This is a genomic window from Tessaracoccus luoxuelianae, assembly GCF_055326245.1.
Genome location: NZ_JBUZNO010000002.1, coordinates 146,863 through 162,311, shown reverse-complemented (window position 1 = coordinate 162,311; position 15,449 = coordinate 146,863). Strand labels below are relative to the sequence as shown.

General features: G+C 68.2%; 20 protein-coding genes. 10 read left to right on the top strand and 10 right to left on the bottom strand.

Features of this window, described 5'->3' with window-relative positions:
* Positions 1-170 precede the first annotated feature (170 nt).
* Both ACZK39_RS03445 and ACZK39_RS03440 read left to right on the top strand, forming a co-directional pair.
* Complete coding sequence (locus tag ACZK39_RS03445) at positions 171-659, top strand: glycosyltransferase family 2 protein (RefSeq protein WP_527252177.1); 489 nt, start codon at positions 171-173, stop codon at positions 657-659.
* Between the two features lie 45 nt (positions 660-704).
* Positions 705-971, top strand: coding sequence for a hypothetical protein (locus ACZK39_RS03440; protein WP_463612535.1), 267 nt, complete (start codon positions 705-707; stop codon positions 969-971).
* A gap of 74 nt (positions 972-1,045) precedes the next feature.
* Here the strand turns inward: ACZK39_RS03440 and ACZK39_RS03435 are convergent, their stop codons facing one another.
* A complete protein-coding gene (locus tag ACZK39_RS03435) occupies positions 1,046-1,381 on the bottom strand; it encodes a YnfA family protein (protein WP_463612534.1) in 336 nt (111 codons plus the stop codon).
* Positions 1,382-1,524: 143 nt separating this feature from the next.
* On the opposite strand from ACZK39_RS03435, the gene ACZK39_RS03430 reads away from it, so the two are divergent.
* Positions 1,525-2,055 (top strand): dihydrofolate reductase family protein, encoded by a 531-nt coding sequence (locus ACZK39_RS03430; RefSeq protein ID WP_463612533.1) that lies wholly within the window; start codon positions 1,525-1,527, stop codon positions 2,053-2,055.
* A 550-nt stretch (positions 2,056-2,605) separates the two neighbouring features.
* On the opposite strand, the gene ACZK39_RS03425 is transcribed toward ACZK39_RS03430, so the two are convergent.
* Positions 2,606-3,712, bottom strand: coding sequence for an AI-2E family transporter (locus tag ACZK39_RS03425; RefSeq protein WP_463612532.1), 1,107 nt, complete (start codon positions 3,710-3,712; stop codon positions 2,606-2,608).
* A 175-nt stretch (positions 3,713-3,887) separates the two neighbouring features.
* Here ACZK39_RS03425 and ACZK39_RS03420 point away from each other — a divergent pair, with 175 nt between their 5' ends.
* Positions 3,888-4,460 carry a YdeI/OmpD-associated family protein gene (locus tag ACZK39_RS03420; RefSeq protein ID WP_463612531.1) on the top strand — a complete coding sequence of 191 codons (573 nt, stop codon included), beginning with the start codon at positions 3,888-3,890 and terminating at the stop codon, positions 4,458-4,460.
* A gap of 19 nt (positions 4,461-4,479) precedes the next feature.
* Here the strand turns inward: ACZK39_RS03420 and ACZK39_RS03415 are convergent, their stop codons facing one another.
* Positions 4,480-5,118, bottom strand: coding sequence for a DUF2461 domain-containing protein (locus ACZK39_RS03415; protein ID WP_463612530.1), 639 nt, complete (start codon positions 5,116-5,118; stop codon positions 4,480-4,482).
* Positions 5,119-5,255: 137 nt separating this feature from the next.
* The gene (locus ACZK39_RS03410; protein ID WP_463612529.1) at positions 5,256-5,894 is read right to left on the bottom strand and encodes a TetR/AcrR family transcriptional regulator; all 639 of its coding nucleotides are present in this window, start codon (positions 5,892-5,894) and stop codon (positions 5,256-5,258) included.
* 57 nt (positions 5,895-5,951) lie between these two features.
* Here ACZK39_RS03410 and ACZK39_RS03405 point away from each other — a divergent pair, with 57 nt between their 5' ends.
* Together ACZK39_RS03405 and ACZK39_RS03400 are read left to right on the top strand one after the other, a co-directional pair.
* A complete protein-coding gene (locus ACZK39_RS03405) occupies positions 5,952-6,392 on the top strand; it encodes a nuclear transport factor 2 family protein (protein ID WP_463612528.1) in 441 nt (146 codons plus the stop codon).
* Positions 6,389-7,258, top strand: coding sequence for an SDR family oxidoreductase (locus ACZK39_RS03400; protein WP_463612527.1), 870 nt, complete (start codon positions 6,389-6,391; stop codon positions 7,256-7,258). Before ACZK39_RS03405 ends, ACZK39_RS03400 begins: the two co-directional genes overlap by 4 nt.
* Positions 7,259-7,405: 147 nt before the next feature.
* On the opposite strand, the gene ACZK39_RS03395 is transcribed toward ACZK39_RS03400, so the two are convergent.
* Positions 7,406-7,717 carry a DUF3784 domain-containing protein gene (locus ACZK39_RS03395; protein WP_463612526.1) on the bottom strand — a complete coding sequence of 104 codons (312 nt, stop codon included), beginning with the start codon at positions 7,715-7,717 and terminating at the stop codon, positions 7,406-7,408.
* A gap of 226 nt (positions 7,718-7,943) precedes the next feature.
* Here ACZK39_RS03395 and ACZK39_RS03390 point away from each other — a divergent pair, with 226 nt between their 5' ends.
* Positions 7,944-8,630, top strand: a complete 687-nt coding sequence (locus ACZK39_RS03390) for a class I SAM-dependent methyltransferase (RefSeq protein WP_463612525.1) — start codon at positions 7,944-7,946, stop codon at positions 8,628-8,630.
* Here the strand turns inward: ACZK39_RS03390 and ACZK39_RS03385 are convergent.
* Entirely contained in the window at positions 8,611-9,285 is a 675-nt protein-coding gene (locus ACZK39_RS03385; RefSeq protein ID WP_463612524.1) for a dihydrofolate reductase family protein, read from the bottom strand. The genes ACZK39_RS03390 and ACZK39_RS03385 overlap by 20 nt on opposite strands.
* A 137-nt stretch (positions 9,286-9,422) precedes the next feature.
* On the opposite strand from ACZK39_RS03385, the gene ACZK39_RS03380 reads away from it, so the two are divergent.
* The gene (locus ACZK39_RS03380) at positions 9,423-10,010 is read left to right on the top strand and encodes a DUF1294 domain-containing protein (protein WP_463612523.1); all 588 of its coding nucleotides are present in this window, start codon (positions 9,423-9,425) and stop codon (positions 10,008-10,010) included.
* Between the two features lie 44 nt (positions 10,011-10,054).
* Here the strand turns inward: ACZK39_RS03380 and ACZK39_RS03375 are convergent, their stop codons facing one another.
* Both ACZK39_RS03375 and ACZK39_RS03370 read right to left on the bottom strand, forming a co-directional pair.
* Complete coding sequence (locus ACZK39_RS03375; RefSeq protein ID WP_463612522.1) at positions 10,055-10,705, bottom strand: GNAT family N-acetyltransferase; 651 nt, start codon at positions 10,703-10,705, stop codon at positions 10,055-10,057.
* 88 nt (positions 10,706-10,793) lie between these two features.
* Positions 10,794-11,798 (bottom strand): NADP-dependent oxidoreductase, encoded by a 1,005-nt coding sequence (locus ACZK39_RS03370; protein ID WP_463612521.1) that lies wholly within the window; start codon positions 11,796-11,798, stop codon positions 10,794-10,796.
* A gap of 100 nt (positions 11,799-11,898) precedes the next feature.
* On the opposite strand from ACZK39_RS03370, the gene ACZK39_RS03365 reads away from it, so the two are divergent.
* Positions 11,899-12,318, top strand: coding sequence for a winged helix-turn-helix transcriptional regulator (locus ACZK39_RS03365; RefSeq protein ID WP_463612520.1), 420 nt, complete (start codon positions 11,899-11,901; stop codon positions 12,316-12,318).
* Here the strand turns inward: ACZK39_RS03365 and ACZK39_RS03360 are convergent.
* A complete protein-coding gene (locus ACZK39_RS03360) occupies positions 12,315-13,784 on the bottom strand; it encodes an HNH endonuclease signature motif containing protein (protein ID WP_463612519.1) in 1,470 nt (489 codons plus the stop codon). The genes ACZK39_RS03365 and ACZK39_RS03360 overlap by 4 nt on opposite strands.
* Before the next feature lie 203 nt (positions 13,785-13,987).
* Positions 13,988-14,362 (bottom strand): PH domain-containing protein, encoded by a 375-nt coding sequence (locus ACZK39_RS03355; RefSeq protein WP_463612518.1) that lies wholly within the window; start codon positions 14,360-14,362, stop codon positions 13,988-13,990.
* Between the two features lie 82 nt (positions 14,363-14,444).
* Between ACZK39_RS03355 and ACZK39_RS03350 the strand changes: the two genes are divergently transcribed.
* On the top strand, positions 14,445-15,392 hold the full coding sequence (locus tag ACZK39_RS03350) for an NERD domain-containing protein (RefSeq protein WP_463612517.1): 948 nt from the start codon (positions 14,445-14,447) through the stop codon (positions 15,390-15,392).
* Positions 15,393-15,449: the final 57 nt, after the last annotated feature.

The window sequence follows — 15,449 nt, the reverse complement described above, 5'->3', positions numbered from 1 at the left end:
AACGATTGTGCCGCAGAATCAGCCCCTGTCACGCCCCTGGTGCCTGCGTCCGGGCCGCCCGGCCCTGGCTGGACTTCGCTGTTCAGCAGGACGGTAGGAGCTGAGCCACCTGCGAGGAGGGAGCGACGTGTGGAGCGCGCCTGACCCAGAGTGGACGCGGCTACGCGAGGATGCTCACGTGGGGACCTGGTTCGGCGAGAGGTCTCCTGGGAGTTCGGTCAGGAGGTGGCGGGATGGTTGGTCGTGGAGGCTTTCCGACAGTGTCGGTTGTCGTGCCGACTCTGAACGAGGACGTCCTGTTGCCGTGCCTGTTGGATGCGCTGGCTGCGCAGACGTTGCCGCCGATCGAGGTGGTGGTGGCCGACGCGGGCTCCGACGACGGCACCGTGTTGCTGGCGCGTCGCGCCGGGGCCCTTGTCCTTGCGGGCGGACTGCCCGCGGCGGCTCGCAACGCCGGGGCCGCCGCCTCGACCGGTGACCTGGTGCTCTTCCTCGACGCAGACGTTCGGCCTGACGCCCGGTTTCTCGAGCGCGCAGTGGGCGAGTTCCTCGACCGCCGCCTGGACGTCGCCACGGCAGCGTTGGTACCGACCGACCGCGATTGGGACTTCAGGCTGGTCTACGCCGTCATCGCCCGTTGGCTTCAGTGGGCCTCCTAGGCGCGGCCGCACGCAGTGGGGGCCTGCATCCTGGTGCGGCGAACTATGCACGACCGGCTCGGCGGCTTCGACGAGACCATTGCCCTCGCCGAGGACCACGACTACGCGCGGCGGGCCGCTCACGCTGGACGCTTCGGCGTGCTGCGTTCAGTCCGGATCCCGACGTCGATGCGCCGCATCCGCCGCATGGGCCGGCTGCGTTATGGATGGATCTCGCTTGCCTCCGAAGCCCGCTCCCTGCTCGGCCGTCCCGCACGCCGAGTCCCGAAGGGTTACGACCTCGGCGGAGACCCCCTCAGGGGCTCCGCGTGAGCCTCGCTGCATGGTCGAAGCCGCCACCCGCCCGCTGCGGTGAAAGCTACTCCGCCGGGTGGGGGTGCTCAGAGTCAGGCGGCTCTGGGCGCGTACATGATGACCGCAACCCCGACGAGGCACACGAGCGCGCCCACGAGGTCGTAGCGGTCCGGCCTGAACCCGTCGACCACCATGCCCCAGGCTAGAGAACCGGCGACGAAAACCCCGCCGTAGGCGGCGAGGATGCGGCCGAAGTTCGCGTCAGGCTGGAGGGTGGCGACGAACCCGTACAGGCCCAGCGCGACCACCCCGGCTCCCATCCAGATCCAGCCCTTGTGCTCCCGGACTCCCTGCCAGATCAGCCACGCGCCGCCGATCTCGGCGACGGCGGCGAGGGCGAACAGGACGACGGACTTCAGGGTGACCATGCGCTGATGTTGTCATGTGGGCGGTCGGGGGAGCATCGGGCTCGGCGGGTGGATGAAGTCGGGTCCGGGGTCTGGTGGGCGCACCGATTGCCAGCCATAGTTGTGGAGTGGGTCCCAACGGGGCACAAGGGAAGGATCAGAGCATGGGCAGGCTCGTATTCGGGATGAACATGTCCCTGGACGGTTACGTGGACCACGACAAGTTCGCCCCCGGCCCCACGCTCTTCCGACACTTCATCGAGGAGGCCAAGGCCGAGGCGGCCTCGATCTATGGCCGCCGCATCTACGAGATCATGAGCTACTGGGACGACGACGATCCTTCCTGGTGCGACGACGACCGCGCCTTCGCGACGGCGTGGCGAAGCCAGCCGAAGTGGGTCGTCTCCCGCACCCTCACCTCGGTCGGCCCCAACGCAAGTTTGGTCGAGGGGAACCTGGAGGTCGAGGTCCGGCGCTTGAAGGCGGACTACGACGGCGAGATCGCAGTGGCGGGCCCACGGCTGGCCGGAAGCCTGACCGACCTGGGGCTGATCGACGAGTACCGCATCTATCTCCACCCCGTCGTGCTCGGCCATGGGGATCCGTACTTCGCCGGGCCTCGACCGCCGTTGCACCTGGTGAGCGCCGACCGGATCGACGGTGACGTCCTCCGACTGAGCTACGTCCCCGTTTGAGCGTCAGCTCACGAGCTGGTCAGGCCGACGGCTTGCTGCACCTCGGGCCCGGCCTGCAACTTGCTATCCAGAGCGCGGCTTCTGTGCATATATGCAGAAGCCGCGCTCCACGTAGAATCCTGCAGCTGAGGAGGGCCGCACCCAGCGTTCGCCCACGATCCCCGACACCCTCCAGCGCCTCCGCCGAGAACAAAAACGAAGGCCGAGCACTTCTCAGTGCTCGGCCTTCGCACATTGTTCGGGGGAGGACGGCTCCCGGACTCGCGTGGCTCTGAGACCTGCCCGTCCGTCTCGGCGGGCGTCGGCGATGTAGATCGTCGGCAATCCATCTGGAAACCACTCGACCGCTCATTCCATCTTCAGCTTCTCCCGAGGGTTGTGCTTGTCGATGGCCTTTCGCGTACAGACCATTGAACGCCTGTCTGGCAGCCAGCACAAGACCCTGAAACGAAGAATCTCCTGAGAATTCCCCAGACTCCGGCCGCGTCGCTTGACAGTGGCGGCATTGGAGTGACGACCGCACCCTCGACGGGAGTGGGCGTCGCCGCGATCACCCTGAGTGGAGTGCTGTTGCCGACTCCTGGCCTGGAGCGCGGAGCCCGGCGGCTGCCATCGCCCTCCGCTCCCGGATGACGGCGACGGACTTGGTTGCCGCAGCGACGAGAGGCGGCGCGAGGACCATGCCGAGAAGGCCCGCGACAGTGCCACCGATCAGGGTGGACAGCAGGACCACCAGGGGATGGATGCGCAGTGCCGAGCCGAGCGCCCACGAACTGACCGCGCTCTGGATCGTGCCGTTGGAGATCACGAACGTGATGGCGATGATGGCAGCGGTGGAGGCGCCTCCCGATCCGAAGGCGATCAGCACCGCGAAGGCGCCGGTGATCCACGCACCGAGGAACGGGATGAACGAGAGGACGAAGTACAGGATGAAGATCGAGCCGGCCAACGGCACATCCAGCAGCAGCAGCGGCACGATGAAGATGGGCGCCGTCAGCAGTGTGGTGATGGAGATGCCCTTGAAGTAGCCGCGAAGCGACTGCCGCACGACGGTGGCCACATCGTCGGTGAGTCCGGGATCCCACGAGGCCACCCGCGACAGCCACCCCGGGAACTCGCGGCCGTCGCGCAGCACGAAGAAGAGGAAGAAGAGGGCGAAGAAGGTGCCCATGCCGAACGCCAACGCCCCCGAGAAGGTGCCGGAGGCCAGGCCGACGACGCCCTGAGCCACCCTCGGTGCGTACTCCTCGAGGTTGGCCCTGAACCGTTCGAGCATCAGCGGGTCCAGGTCGAGCGTCCGCCCCCAGGCCACGAACGAGTTCCAGCCGGCCCACAGCTGCTGGTAGATCTGAGGCAACTCAGTGAGGAAGCCGCGCACGACGACGGTGACCGTCGCCGCGGCCAGCGCGATGGCCACGAACAGGCCGACGACAGCGGCGAGAAGCCGGCTGAGGCCTCGGCGCTCCAAGCTCAACACGAGCGGCTCCAGCACCACCCCGATGATGAAGGCGACGATGAGCGGCACCACGATTCCGTTGATCGCTCCGAGCGCCGCCGACATGATCACGAGCAGGACAACGGCGCCGACAGCCGCCCAGCTCGCCCTCCCGAGTCGGAGGAGACGGGCCATCTGCGCCCGTTGCGGGGTGTCACTCACGATGCCTCGATTCGCCGTGCGATTGCCCCGACGGCGATGCCGACGCCACCAACTCGGGGACGAAGGGCAGTCCGGGACGCCCCGCTTGTGCGGCGAACATTAGCAGTCGCAGGTTCTGTGACGTTCTCCGCTCGTCGGGCTTGTCGGGAGGCCTCCTGGCTACCAGGATGCGTGCATGGGCAGAGCAGAGGCTGAGCGGTTCCACCCGGCGGCGTTGGCGGAGTGGAGGGACTGGCTGGCCGAGAACCACACCCGTCGCGAGGGCGTGTGGGTGGTCGGCTGGCGGAGCCGATCGGGTCGGACCCCGCTGCCCTACGACGAGCTTGTCCGGGAAGCCCTGTGCTGGGGCTGGATCGACGGCCAGGTCAAGGTGCTCGACGAGGAGCTGTCGATGCAGTGGATGGCGCCACGCAGGTCGAACAGCCCGTGGGCGGCGTCGAACAAGGCGCGCGTCTCGGAGCTCGAACAGGAGGGCCGGCTCCAGCCGGCCGGGATCGCGGCCATCGAACGGGCCAAATCCAGCGGGATGTGGACGCTGTTCGACTCCGTCGAGTCGCTCGAGGAGCCGCCGGAGCTGGCCGCCGCGCTCGATGCCGATCCTGACGCGCGGGCCGCCTGGGATGCGTTCCCGCCGAGCGTGCGCAAGCAGGCGCTCGGCTGGATCGCGTTGGCCCGCCGTCCGGAGACGAGGACTGTTCGGATCGCCACGATCGTGGGACGGGCGACACGCGGGGAGCGTCCGGTGTGAACCGAGCCTGGGCCGGTGATCAGCCCTCGCCGACGTGCTCGCCGAGCCAGGCCATCAGCGGGCGGTAGGCCCGCCAGTCCGCCGCCACGTGATCCAGCACCCCCGGCGTGGGCAACCACTCGGGTGCCCCGTATTGCCGTTCAGCCGTCAGCGTCCGGTGGCGCAGCAGCTCGAGGAACGGGTGGTCGTCCGCGACACCGCGCGGCCGGGTCTTCAGACGGTCGCCGTCGATGGCGTACCCCTCCTCTCGGAGCCCGTCAACAATCCGCTGGAGCTCCTCCCCCGAATCCTCGTCGTCGACGGCGCCGCGATAGCGGGCGACCTGGCTGGCCGTGCCCGAGTACCACCCGGCCGCGGTCATTAGACCGGCCGCGCTGACCTGCACGTACCAGCCCATCCCGGACGAGGTCGCGACGACGATGCCCTGGTGGGTCTTGTACGGGGACTTGTCCTGCGAGAAGCGAACGTCGCGGTTGGGTCGAAACAGCTTCGCAGGGCCGAACTCGTCCTCCAGAGCGGCGGCCAACCCTTCCATCGGAGCCCTGACGACGGTGTCGTACAGCTGCCGGTGAGTGCCCCACCATTCGCGGGAGTTGTTGAGCTCCAGTTCCTCGTAGAAGTCCACCGCCTCGAACGGGACGCCCTCAAACGCAGTCATGCGCCAGACGGTAGCCGGTGAACGAGTCCATCGCAGCCTTCGCGGATGCCGTCGAGAGCAGGGGCGCCGGCAGGTGTGTCGTCGGGTGACTCGCCGGTGGCGAGCATGCAGGCTTCGACGCCGGCCCCGTTCGGCCGCTATCGAGGCAGGAGGCCCGCAGTCATGAAGTCCGTGATGAATGCGGCGAACCGTGGCAGCGACCACTGTCGTCGGACGACGAACAACTCGTAGAACTCGGTCGAGCTGCACGCCCAGAGGATGTCGGTGGCCTCCGAGAGGCTCACGTCTGGGCGGAGGTAGCCGCGCTCGGCGAGGAACTGGGAGTGATGCTGCATTCTGGCCAACCGTTCGGCCTCGGTGCGCTCGAGGAGGCCGGCCATCTCCTGGTCGGCCGTGGCCGCGGCACGCAACAGGAGCCGGACCGGCGTCAGCTCGGCCGCGACCTCTGCAGTGAGCAGACCCCACTCGCGCATGATCGCCTTCGGGTCGGTCTGCTGCTCGCGCATGTCGTCAGATCGCTGGTAGGCCGGCACCAGCCCTGTCCCGGCGAGTCGACGCTCGTAGATGGATTTCATCAGCCCGCCCTTGCCGCCGTAGACCTTGTAGATCAGCTCCGAGGACACGCCTGCCTGCCCGGCGATGGCCGCAACGGTGGTGGCGGCATAACCGTGGGCCAGGAACAGGCGCTCGGCGATCTCCAGGACGGTCTCCCTGTTGCGGCGGGCAGCTTCCTGACGGCGGCTGGAGTCGTAGCGGCGGGTCTTGACTTGACTCATGGCAACTCCCATACTGAAATCAGTTACATACCACTGTAACGGAAACCAGGTGCCGCCATGCCGAACCTCGCCCTTCCGCCTCCGCTGGACCGGATGGTCCGCGCCATCCACCTCCACGACCTCGAGACCCTGGTGGGCTGCTTCGCCGAGGATTACGTCAACCACACCCCGGCGCACCCCACCCGCGGGTTCGTCGGCAGGGATCAGGTCCGCCGCAACTGGGCGCACATCTTCGCCACGGTGCCCGACGTCCGGGCGAGCGTCCTGCGGTGCACGCGGGATGGGCAGTGCCTGTGGAGCGAATGGGAACTCAGCGGCACGCGGACAGATGCTACGGAGTTCCTCATGCGCGGGGTGCTCATCATGGAGGTCCCCTCACATTCCAGCATCAGCAGCGCACTGTTCTACCTGGAACCCGTGGAACACCTCAGCGGCGGAGTAGATGAAGCAGTCCGCCGCGTCACCGACCATCCCTCACCCTTTCAGGAGCCGTCATGATTCTCGTCGTCGGAGCTAGCGGTGATCTCGGTAGCCAGATCACAGACCGTCTGTTGCAGCGGGGCGATTGCGTCCGGGTGCTGAGTAGGCACGGGGCTGCACCAACCGACCGCTGGCCCGGCGCGGAGACCGTCCTCGGAGACCTCAAAGACCCCGCCACGTTGAGGGCGGCCTGCGACGGAGTCAGCACCGTCGTCACCACCGCTAGCGCCACCACGCGGGGCGCTCCGGACACCATCGAGTCGGTGGACCTGGCCGGGAACCTCAACCTCATCGAGGCGTCCGAGGCAGCCGGGGTTCAGCGGTTCATCTTCGTGTCCGCCCTGGGCGCGGCCCCCGGGCACCCGATGCCCCTGCTGCGCGCCAAGGGCCTGAGCGAGCAGCGCCTGCGCGCCGGGGGCATGGACTGGACGATCCTGCAGCCCGACGTGTTCATGGACCGGCTCATTCCAATGGTGGTCGGGCTCCCGGCGCTATCGAACAGCACCGTCACACTCATCGGGCAGGGCAGGAGCGAGCACTCTTTCGTGGCCGTTCGTGACGTCGCCGCCTACGCCGTCGCCGTCGTGCAGCACCCGGAGGCGCACCGGCGGACCATCCGCGTCGGCGGGCCCAGGCCACTGTGCTGGGACGACGTGGTGCAGGCCTTCGAGCACCAGCTCGGCCGGCGGGTCCCGGTCCGCAAAGTGGCAGCAGGCGACCCGGTGGACCTCCCTGACTTTGTGGCACAGCTTCTCACGGCTCTCGACGGTTACGACTCCCCCATCGACATGACCGAATCCAACGCGACCTACGGAATCGAGCCCACAGACCTGACCACCTTCGTGCGCACGTTCGTCGATGCGTCCCAGCCCGTGCCCGGCTGACACGGAGGATGTGTGGGAGGAAGACGTGCGGCCCCAAGCTGTGGGTCGAGCTGGACGCTCTGCCGACCACCTTTCTCGGACTATGCCGCATCGGCTTCTCCATGAGGGGTCAGCCCGGCCAGGTGTCGCCGTCGGTCGACGGAAGGCTCACGGATTCTTCATGTAGCGGCGCCCAGTGTTCGCATAGACGATGAAGACGACCGATGCGACCACCAGCGAGACCATCGCCGCGACCGGCACCCAGTCCAGGCCGGCCAGGAACCCGATCCCGGCCACCACCTGAATCGCGGCCAGCAGGAATGTGAAGTTCCCCACGCCTCTCGTGAGAGCCACCACGTCGTCGCGCGCCTTCGCCTCCTTCGATGACGTGTTGTACCCCGACACCAGCCAACCCCAGTGCCTGAACCGCAGGAGGTAGCCGATGGCACCCAGCACCAACGGAGCGATGAGGAACCCCATGCCGACGCGCCCACTTTCTGTCTGCTCTTGGCATTCAAGTGTGACGTCTCGACCCCAGGCGTGCTCCCGGTGGAACCTATTCATCCTCAGCATCGCGTCGCCAAACCTCCCGAGCTCACCGGCAGAGGAGTCTCAGGTAGCTCCGGAGGTGGTGCCGACACCGGCCTGACGGCCGCGTTTGCGGGTTAGGCTCGCGGACGGGACGAGCAGAATGGAGCCTGAGCCGATGCAGACCGATTATGACGCCTTCGCCGCGCACTACAACGAGGAAAACGAGCGCAGCCTCCTCAACGCCTACTACGAGCGCCCGGCAATGCTGGACCTCGCCGGGGATGTGGCCGGCAGAGATGTGCTGGACATCGGATGCGGCGCAGGCCCGCTGGCGGAGAAGTTGGTTCAGCGCGGCGCTCGAGTGTCTGGTTTCGACCAGAGCTCCGCAATGGTGGAGATCGCCAGCAGGAGACTGGGAGACGCCGTCGACCTGCGTGTCGCGGACCTGGCGGATCCCCTGCCCTACGCCGACGACAGCTTCGACGTGGCGTGCGCTTCCCTGGTGCTGCACTACCTGCGGGACTGGGTGGCCCCGCTGTCCGAGATCCGGCGGGTGCTTCGGCCTGGGGGAAGGTTGGTCGCCTCGGTCAACCACCCCCTCGCGTACGCGATGACCGAGAACAAGTACTTCGGGATCGAGCAGTACGAGTTCAAGCACACGTTCGCGGGCCGTGAGGCGAGCCTGTTCATGTGGCACCGCACGCTCGACGACATCTATCAGGCAGTCAACGAGTCCGGGCTGCGAATCGTCTCGCTCCACGAGCCGGCCGTGGCAGACGACACCCCTGAGGAGCTCCTGCCGCCCTCCGGAACGAGGCGGTTCATCAGCTTCCTCTTCCTCGTCATGGAGAGCCGCACGTGATGCAGCCGACGCCGCGCCTTCTACGCGTCGACCCTGCGCGTGAACGTGAGATGGGTGACCCCGCTGGGTGAGGAGACGGTCTCGATGTCGAAGGACTCGTCGAGACCCTCCAGCCCGTCCCAGAGGCGGACGCCGCGGCCGAGCAGGACGGCACCTGGACGACGTGCATGTGGTCGATCAGCCCGGCGGCGAGGAAGTCGCGCACGACGGTGGGGCCTCCGCCGATGCGCACGTCCAAACCGTCGGCCGCCTCGCGCGCGATCTGCAGCGCGACGGCGGGGGCGGCGTCGAGGAAGTGGAAGGTGGTGCCGCCCTCCATCGACATCGGCGCCTGTGGGCGGTGCGTGAGCACGAACGTCGGCGTGTGGAACGGCGGGTTGGGGCCCCACCAGCCCCTCCACTCAGGGTCGTCCTGCCAGCCTGGCGGCCCGAATTTGTTGGCCCCCATGATCTCGGCGCCGATGCCGACACTGTGTCGCTGCGCGAAGGCGTCATCGACCCCTGCGGTGCCGGCCGGGTCCCAGAACCGCGTGGCGATCATCCACTCATGCAGCCTCTGGCCCGCATGGCCGAAGGGAGCCTCGGCCGACTGCGGCTCGCCGGTGGCGAAGCCGTCCAGGGAGATGGACAGGTTGTGCACTCTCGTCAGGGACATCTCGCGCCTCCAGTGGTGATCGCCACGTAGGCCCAGAACTCTACCGGCCGCGTCTCCCCCAAGGGTTGCCCCAGTACGCACCGAAGTATCCTGAGCCGGCGGCGGGCGCGGGGGGCGCAGCCACAGAGAGGGAGCTCATGCGTCAACAGGGGACGATCACGCGGTGGAATGACGAGCGCGGCTTTGGATTCATCACTCCCACATCGGGGGGACCGGAGGCCTTCGTGCACGTGAGCGCACTTCCCTCAGGGACCCGCCCCACCGTCGGGTCCACAATCACCTACCGTCCGGCGGCCGACGATCGGGGCCGACCCCGCGCCGCCGACGTCCAGTACGTGGGTTCCGGGCGGCGCCGCCACACGCTGCCGCAGGGATCAGTCGCCGCCGTGATTGGGGCGACGCTGTTCATCGGGGGTGTGGGTGTCCTCGCGGTCCTTGATGTGCTGCCTCGTGCGGCGCCGGGCGTACTGCTTCTTCTGAGCGCCGTCGCCTATTTCATGTATCGGTTCGACAAGTTGGCAGCCGTCCGCGGCGAGCGCAGGGTCCCGGAATCGACCCTCCATCTCGTGTCGCTGATCGGCGGTTGGCCCGGCGCTCTGGTCGCCCGGCACGCGCTGCGGCACAAGACGCGCAAACAGCCGTTCCGGACGGCGTACTGGATCACGGTCGTCGCGAACTGCGGCGTCATCGCCTGGATGGCGATCGCGCAGCCCCTGCCGTTCTGAGCGCCGGCCTAGTCCAACTGATCTGGCGAGCCGAAAGCCGGCGCTCAAGCGACGCCCAGGAAAGCCTTCAGCTCGGCGGCGCCATCGACGTGGATCTGGTCGCCACGCACGAAAGTGCCGCGAGGGAGCAGCAGCCGCTGCTGCTCGGCGGCCTCCCCGCGCCGCGACACCCACTGCCGCCCGTTGGGCTGATAGCCCACCTTCCGGCTGACGGCCAGGGACGCCGGGTTGTCGAGGAAGGCCGACGACGTGATGCGCTCGGCGCCGAGGTGGTCGAATGCGAACGCGCACACGGCCTGGCGCATCCGGGTGCCGATGCCCTGGCCATGGAACCGGCGGCCGAGCCACGAACCTGTCTCCAGGGTGCGGGTCACGGGGAACCCCTCCCCCTCCAGTGCCTGGATCCCGACGACCTGACCAGCCCGTCGGACCACCAGCTGCAGGTTGATGGTCTCAGGCGTCTGCCCCGCGATGGTGCGGCCGAAGTAGCGCACGTAGTTGGCGGGCAGCAGCTCGGCCGGCGCGTCGGTCCACGGGAACAGGAAGGGCATCTGGGCCGGGTCGTGGATGCCGTCGAGCACCAGTTCGACGAGCTCAGGGAGTTCCCCCTCGCGCACCACAGCCAGTTCCAGGTCCCCGGCGGTGATCCGCAGCGCGAACGGTGGCCAGATCTGCTCAGGCGACAAACGAGACATGCCCCCAGTCTGGCGCCTGGCGTGCCGATCGCGGAGGAAGGTCGCCGCAACTTCGGACGACGACGACAGCCTGACCGCCCATTGCCCATCAGAGCCGGGTCGTGACGACGACCTTCCCTAGTGTTCCGCCCGCCAGGACCTGCCTCAGCGCCTCGGGTGTCTCGTCGAACGGCAGGACGCGGTCGACGACGGGGCGCAGCACGCCCTCATCGACCAGGCCGGCGATCGTGCGCAGCGCCTGGCCGTCCGGACGGATGAACAGGAAGCGGTAGGAGACGCCGAGCTTCCTGGCCCGTCGACGCAGCGGCAGACTCACGGCGGCCAGGACGAGCTTGACCACCCTGCCCGCGCCCGCCTGGTCGGCCAGGTGCGGATCCGGGGTGCCCGCGACCCCAACGACGGTGCCGCCGGGCCGCACCACCGTGAGCGACCGGGTGGTGGTGTCCCCACCCTGGGTGTCCAGGACGAGGTCCACCGGGTTTCCGGCGAGGCGCGCGACGAAGTCGTCGGTGCGGTAGTCGATCACCTCGTCGGCGCCCAGCCCGCGCACGAACTCCGCATTCCGGGCAGAGGCTGTTGTGACCACGGTCGCGCCGAGGTGCTTGGCGAGTTGGATGGCCACCGACCCGACGCCGCCGGATCCGCCATGGACCAGCACCCGCTGCCCAGGCTGCAGGTGCCCGATCTCGGCGAGCGCCTGCCATGCGGTCAGTGCAACCACCGGCAGCGACGCTGCCTCCACCAGGTCAGCGGAGGCTGGCGCGAGGGCCACCGCGTCGGCGTCGATCGCAACAACCTCACCGAAGGTGCCCATCCCCACCACTCCGGTGTAGCCGTAGACCTCGTCCCCGACGGCGAACTCCGTCACCTGGTCACCGACCGCGACCACGTCACCGGACAGTTCCCCACCCATCACCTGGGGCAGGTCGAGCCGGAACACTGTCTTGAGCTCCCCCGCGCGGGTGCGCTCATCGGCGTGGTTCACGCCCGCTGCGACCATCCGCACCAGCACCTGCAGCGGGCCGGCGGTCGGCTCGGGCATCGACACCTCCCGCATCGGTGTGCCGTACTTCTCCAGGACGAATGCCTTCACGCTCTGCTCCTCGCTGCAAACTCAACTAGTTTCTGTCTGTTACTACATTCCCAGGGTAGGCTGAGTGATAACAGAAAGCAACTACCGAACCGGAGGCGCGATGATCCCCGACCCACGCTCGGACTGCCCCATCAACCGCAGCCTCGAGATGCTCGGCGACCAGTGGAGCCTGCTGATCCTGCGCGATATCGCCGTGCACGACCGTCGCTCGTTCCGGGACCTGCTCACCGGCAGCGGCGAGGGCATCAGCGCCCCCGTGCTGTCGCGGCGGCTGGCAGACCTCGTCGCATCGGGGTTCCTGACCAAGACGGCGGTCGCGCGCGGCAAGCAGGGCCGCTACTCCCTCACCGAGCTCGGGCTGTCGACGGTGCCGCTCCTGGTGGAGCTCGGCCACCTGGGCGCCCGCATCGACCCCACCACCAGTCGCTTTGCACCCAACCTCGGAGACACTGTCGAGGAGAGACAGGCCCGTCTCGACGCGCTGCGCCAAGCCCACCTTGAGAATGCAACCGTCAGCTAGCCGGCGCTCGCCCAGATGGCGGCGCTGCGCTCGATCAGCTCATCGAGGCTGTGCTCCGCGTACTTGTCGCGGGCGCTGTTGGCGCTGCGGGCGTCCGGGCCCGGCGGGTCCGGATCCCAACCGGGGGGCCCGGGGTCGGGTGGGCAGGGTGGTGCCCCGACGTGGGGTGTGAGTTGCTGAAGCCTGTGGCGTTGGTGCTGTCTCGGCCGGCGGGCGGGGTCGATGTGGCGGGGTGGGGTGAACCACGGCAACCCGGTTGCCTCGTCGAGGTGCACCCGCCACTGCGACTCCTCCGACTGCAACGGATCCGGCTCAACCAACCGATGATGGAAGGGACACAGCAAAATGCCGTTGGCTAGGCACGTTGCACCGCTCTGCCACCAGGGAACGATGTGATGCGCCTCACAGGCGGCGGGGGTGGCGGTGCAGCCGGGGAACACGCACCCCTGGTCCCGTTCGGTCAACGCCGCGCGGAGGGCGGGGGTGAACAGGCGATGCGTGCGCCCGACATCCAACGGCCGCGACGCGGTGCCCAGCACCATCGGGATCAGCCCCGCGTCACAGGCCATCCGCCGCGCCTCACCCGCCGACAGCCCGTCCACGCCGCCCGCACCCAGCAACACCACCTCACCGACACCCGACCTGAGGGTGTCCAGATCCACGGTGATGTGGACCTGCGGCCGGTCCACCCCATGCGACGGTAACGTCCCCCCGCCCGCAGCACGCTGGGTCAGCAGCACCAACGCATCCGCGCGGCGCGCGTCCCTGCTGGGGTGCTCGCCGGTGTGCTTGTACGCCGACGCCGCCGGCATCAACGCATCCAACTCCGCCGACAACAACGCGGCATCCGCCACCGGCAACTGCCCCGAAATCCGCACCGACCCATGAAAGTCCGGCGACATGCGCAGGAACCGGTCCCGATGCGCCGCCGCCTCCTCCCGCGCCAGCCGCTTCGCCTCATCCGCATCCGACCGATCCGGATCGACCACCTCGGACAACCGGGCCGCCAACGTCCGCAACTCGGCGGGGCCCAGGGTGTCGGCGTGGGCCAGGATCAGCTCCTGACACTCGGCCAGCTGGGCGCGGGTCAGCCGCGGAGGGAGCTTCCGCAAACCGGTCACGATGGCGTCGGCCTGCGCCAACGACACCACCCCGTCGCTCAACGCCGCCGCGATCAGCGGGAACCTGTCGCCCAGATCCGAGGCCAGCCGCAAGGCGGCCGTCGCCTGAGCCGGCGTGGTCCGCACCGATTGCCGCACCCCCTCCACCACCGCGGCGGCCGCGGACAACTGCGCCTCGCGCAGCAGATGCAGCCGCAACCCGGCCAGCTGCGCCTCCGCCTCACCGATCGAGGCCACCAAACCAACCAACCGCTCCACAGCCGCCCCGTCAGCGCCGAGCGATCCCGCGGCGTCCCACAGCGCAGCGATATACCGCTGCCCCAGATCCACCACCGTCTCGCTCATGTGAATCATTCTGGCACCCACCACTGACAGAAACGGGCCCAGGTAGCCGCCCCGGCAAAAGAAAGTCTGGGCAATTTCTGGCGCTCCCCGACACCAGTCCATGGAGGGCGTCGCCGCCCCTCAGGCAGGGCAAGACTGCTTGTCAGCTCCAGTTACAACCCTTCGAGACGGGTCACGCCGCTCCGACGTGACCGCTGCGCGGTTCACACGACCGCGCCGAGCACCGCGTGCGCAATCAAGTTGTCCAACCGACGCACGTCGACGCCCCGACCAAGCTTGATCGTGATGTGACCGGCGCGGGTCCACAGCTCCATCTCGGCGTTGAAGTCAAGAGTCCCCGCATTCTCCGACGACCACATGCTGATGCTCGAGTAGGGCAGGGAGTAAACCTCGACCTTCTTGCCCGTGATCCCTTGCGCGTCGCGAACAATAACTCGTCGAGTTGTGAAGATCGCCATGTCGCGGAAGGTCTGGTAGGCGGCCACGGCCCTCTCGTTCGCGACAAGGAGGTGCGCGACGTCTTGCGGGACTGCCACCTCCGCCTGAAAGGTCCACGCCGTGATTGCTGCTGTCTCCATCAGGTTTCCTATCCCTCGGCTCGTCGGCCCCCTATTCGGCCTCGCAGTCACGCTAGCCGATTGGACCGCTACGTTGTTCGGCATGGAGGGGGACCCGGGATCGATCATGGACGTGAAGCGGATGCGGCTTCGCTACGCAGGCACCTGCGTACTCTGCGGCACGTCGCTGATTGCAGGCGTCACTGCGGACTACAACCGCGCTAGCCGGACGGTGTCGTGCATGACCTGCCCACCCCACAAGGCCCAGCCCGACCAGATGGACCCGAGCGCCGCCCGCACGGCTGTCGAGGCGACGATCGTGGACGCCGCCACCGATCCAGCGCGTCCTCAGTCGGGCACAGGGGACCAGCCCAGCCTGGGAGTGGTGGACGGGCACGGGGGCGCGTCCGCGGCTGCCGAGTACCAGCGGCGGAACGATGCCCGCCGGGAACGCGTGTTAAGTAACCATCCGCGGATGGGACGGTTTCTGCTGGCGGTGTTCGATGATCCCCAGTCCACGCGTGCCTGGTCGGTCGGTGCCGAGGGCGAACGGATGCTCAGTGAGATGTTGGCGTCCATGGCCGGGAACTCGCTGCGTGTTCTGCACGACCGACGCATCCCGCGCACCAGGGCGAACATCGATCATCTGGTCGTGTGCCCCGCTGGCGTGGTGGTTGTGGATGCCAAGCGCTACCGCAACTCGCGCCCCCAGCTGCGCGTCGAGGGCGGCCTGATTCGGCCCCGCACCGAGTTGCTGATGGTGGCCGGTCGCAACCGGACCGCGCTCGTGACGGGCATGGAGAAGCAGGTCGCCCTGGTCCGCGCAGCGTTGGCGGACCGGCCCGAGGTCCCGGTGCGAGGTGTGCTGTGTTTCGTGGATGCGGACTGGCCGCTCATCGGTGGCTCGTTCGCCGTCAACAACGTGGCGGTGGTCTGGCCCAAGAAGCTCAAGGCGTTGTTGACAGAACTCGGCCCCCTGGACGAAGCACAGATCGCCGACCTGCAGTGGCAGCTCCACGAGGCCTTCCCACGCCAGAGGCCAACCGCTTGAGCCGCGACACTCCGCCGAGCGGAGTGACACGACTGCTACTCCGGACGAGAGTCGCGA

What these genes read in the sequence shown, in the direction of transcription:
- ACZK39_RS03445 (WP_527252177.1), top strand. Translation starts at nt 171, where the DNA reads ATGCTCACGTGGGGACCTGGTTCGGCGAGAGGTCTCCTGGGAGTTCGG.
- ACZK39_RS03440 (WP_463612535.1), top strand. Translation starts at nt 705, where the DNA reads ATGCACGACCGGCTCGGCGGCTTCGACGAGACCATTGCCCTCGCCGAG.
- ACZK39_RS03435 (WP_463612534.1), bottom strand. Translation starts at nt 1,381, where the DNA reads ATGGTCACCCTGAAGTCCGTCGTCCTGTTCGCCCTCGCCGCCGTCGCC.
- ACZK39_RS03430 (WP_463612533.1), top strand. Translation starts at nt 1,525, where the DNA reads ATGGGCAGGCTCGTATTCGGGATGAACATGTCCCTGGACGGTTACGTG.
- ACZK39_RS03420 (WP_463612531.1), top strand. Translation starts at nt 3,888, where the DNA reads ATGGGCAGAGCAGAGGCTGAGCGGTTCCACCCGGCGGCGTTGGCGGAG.
- ACZK39_RS03415 (WP_463612530.1), bottom strand. Translation starts at nt 5,118, where the DNA reads ATGACTGCGTTTGAGGGCGTCCCGTTCGAGGCGGTGGACTTCTACGAG.
- ACZK39_RS03410 (WP_463612529.1), bottom strand. Translation starts at nt 5,894, where the DNA reads ATGAGTCAAGTCAAGACCCGCCGCTACGACTCCAGCCGCCGTCAGGAA.
- ACZK39_RS03405 (WP_463612528.1), top strand. Translation starts at nt 5,952, where the DNA reads ATGCCGAACCTCGCCCTTCCGCCTCCGCTGGACCGGATGGTCCGCGCC.
- ACZK39_RS03400 (WP_463612527.1), top strand. Translation starts at nt 6,389, where the DNA reads ATGATTCTCGTCGTCGGAGCTAGCGGTGATCTCGGTAGCCAGATCACA.
- ACZK39_RS03395 (WP_463612526.1), bottom strand. Translation starts at nt 7,717, where the DNA reads ATGGGGTTCCTCATCGCTCCGTTGGTGCTGGGTGCCATCGGCTACCTC.
- ACZK39_RS03390 (WP_463612525.1), top strand. Translation starts at nt 7,944, where the DNA reads ATGCAGACCGATTATGACGCCTTCGCCGCGCACTACAACGAGGAAAAC.
- ACZK39_RS03385 (WP_463612524.1), bottom strand. Translation starts at nt 9,285, where the DNA reads ATGTCCCTGACGAGAGTGCACAACCTGTCCATCTCCCTGGACGGCTTC.
- ACZK39_RS03380 (WP_463612523.1), top strand. Translation starts at nt 9,423, where the DNA reads ATGCGTCAACAGGGGACGATCACGCGGTGGAATGACGAGCGCGGCTTT.
- ACZK39_RS03375 (WP_463612522.1), bottom strand. Translation starts at nt 10,705, where the DNA reads ATGTCTCGTTTGTCGCCTGAGCAGATCTGGCCACCGTTCGCGCTGCGG.
- ACZK39_RS03365 (WP_463612520.1), top strand. Translation starts at nt 11,899, where the DNA reads ATGATCCCCGACCCACGCTCGGACTGCCCCATCAACCGCAGCCTCGAG.
- ACZK39_RS03360 (WP_463612519.1), bottom strand. Translation starts at nt 13,784, where the DNA reads ATGAGCGAGACGGTGGTGGATCTGGGGCAGCGGTATATCGCTGCGCTG.
- ACZK39_RS03355 (WP_463612518.1), bottom strand. Translation starts at nt 14,362, where the DNA reads ATGGAGACAGCAGCAATCACGGCGTGGACCTTTCAGGCGGAGGTGGCA.
- ACZK39_RS03350 (WP_463612517.1), top strand. Translation starts at nt 14,445, where the DNA reads ATGGAGGGGGACCCGGGATCGATCATGGACGTGAAGCGGATGCGGCTT.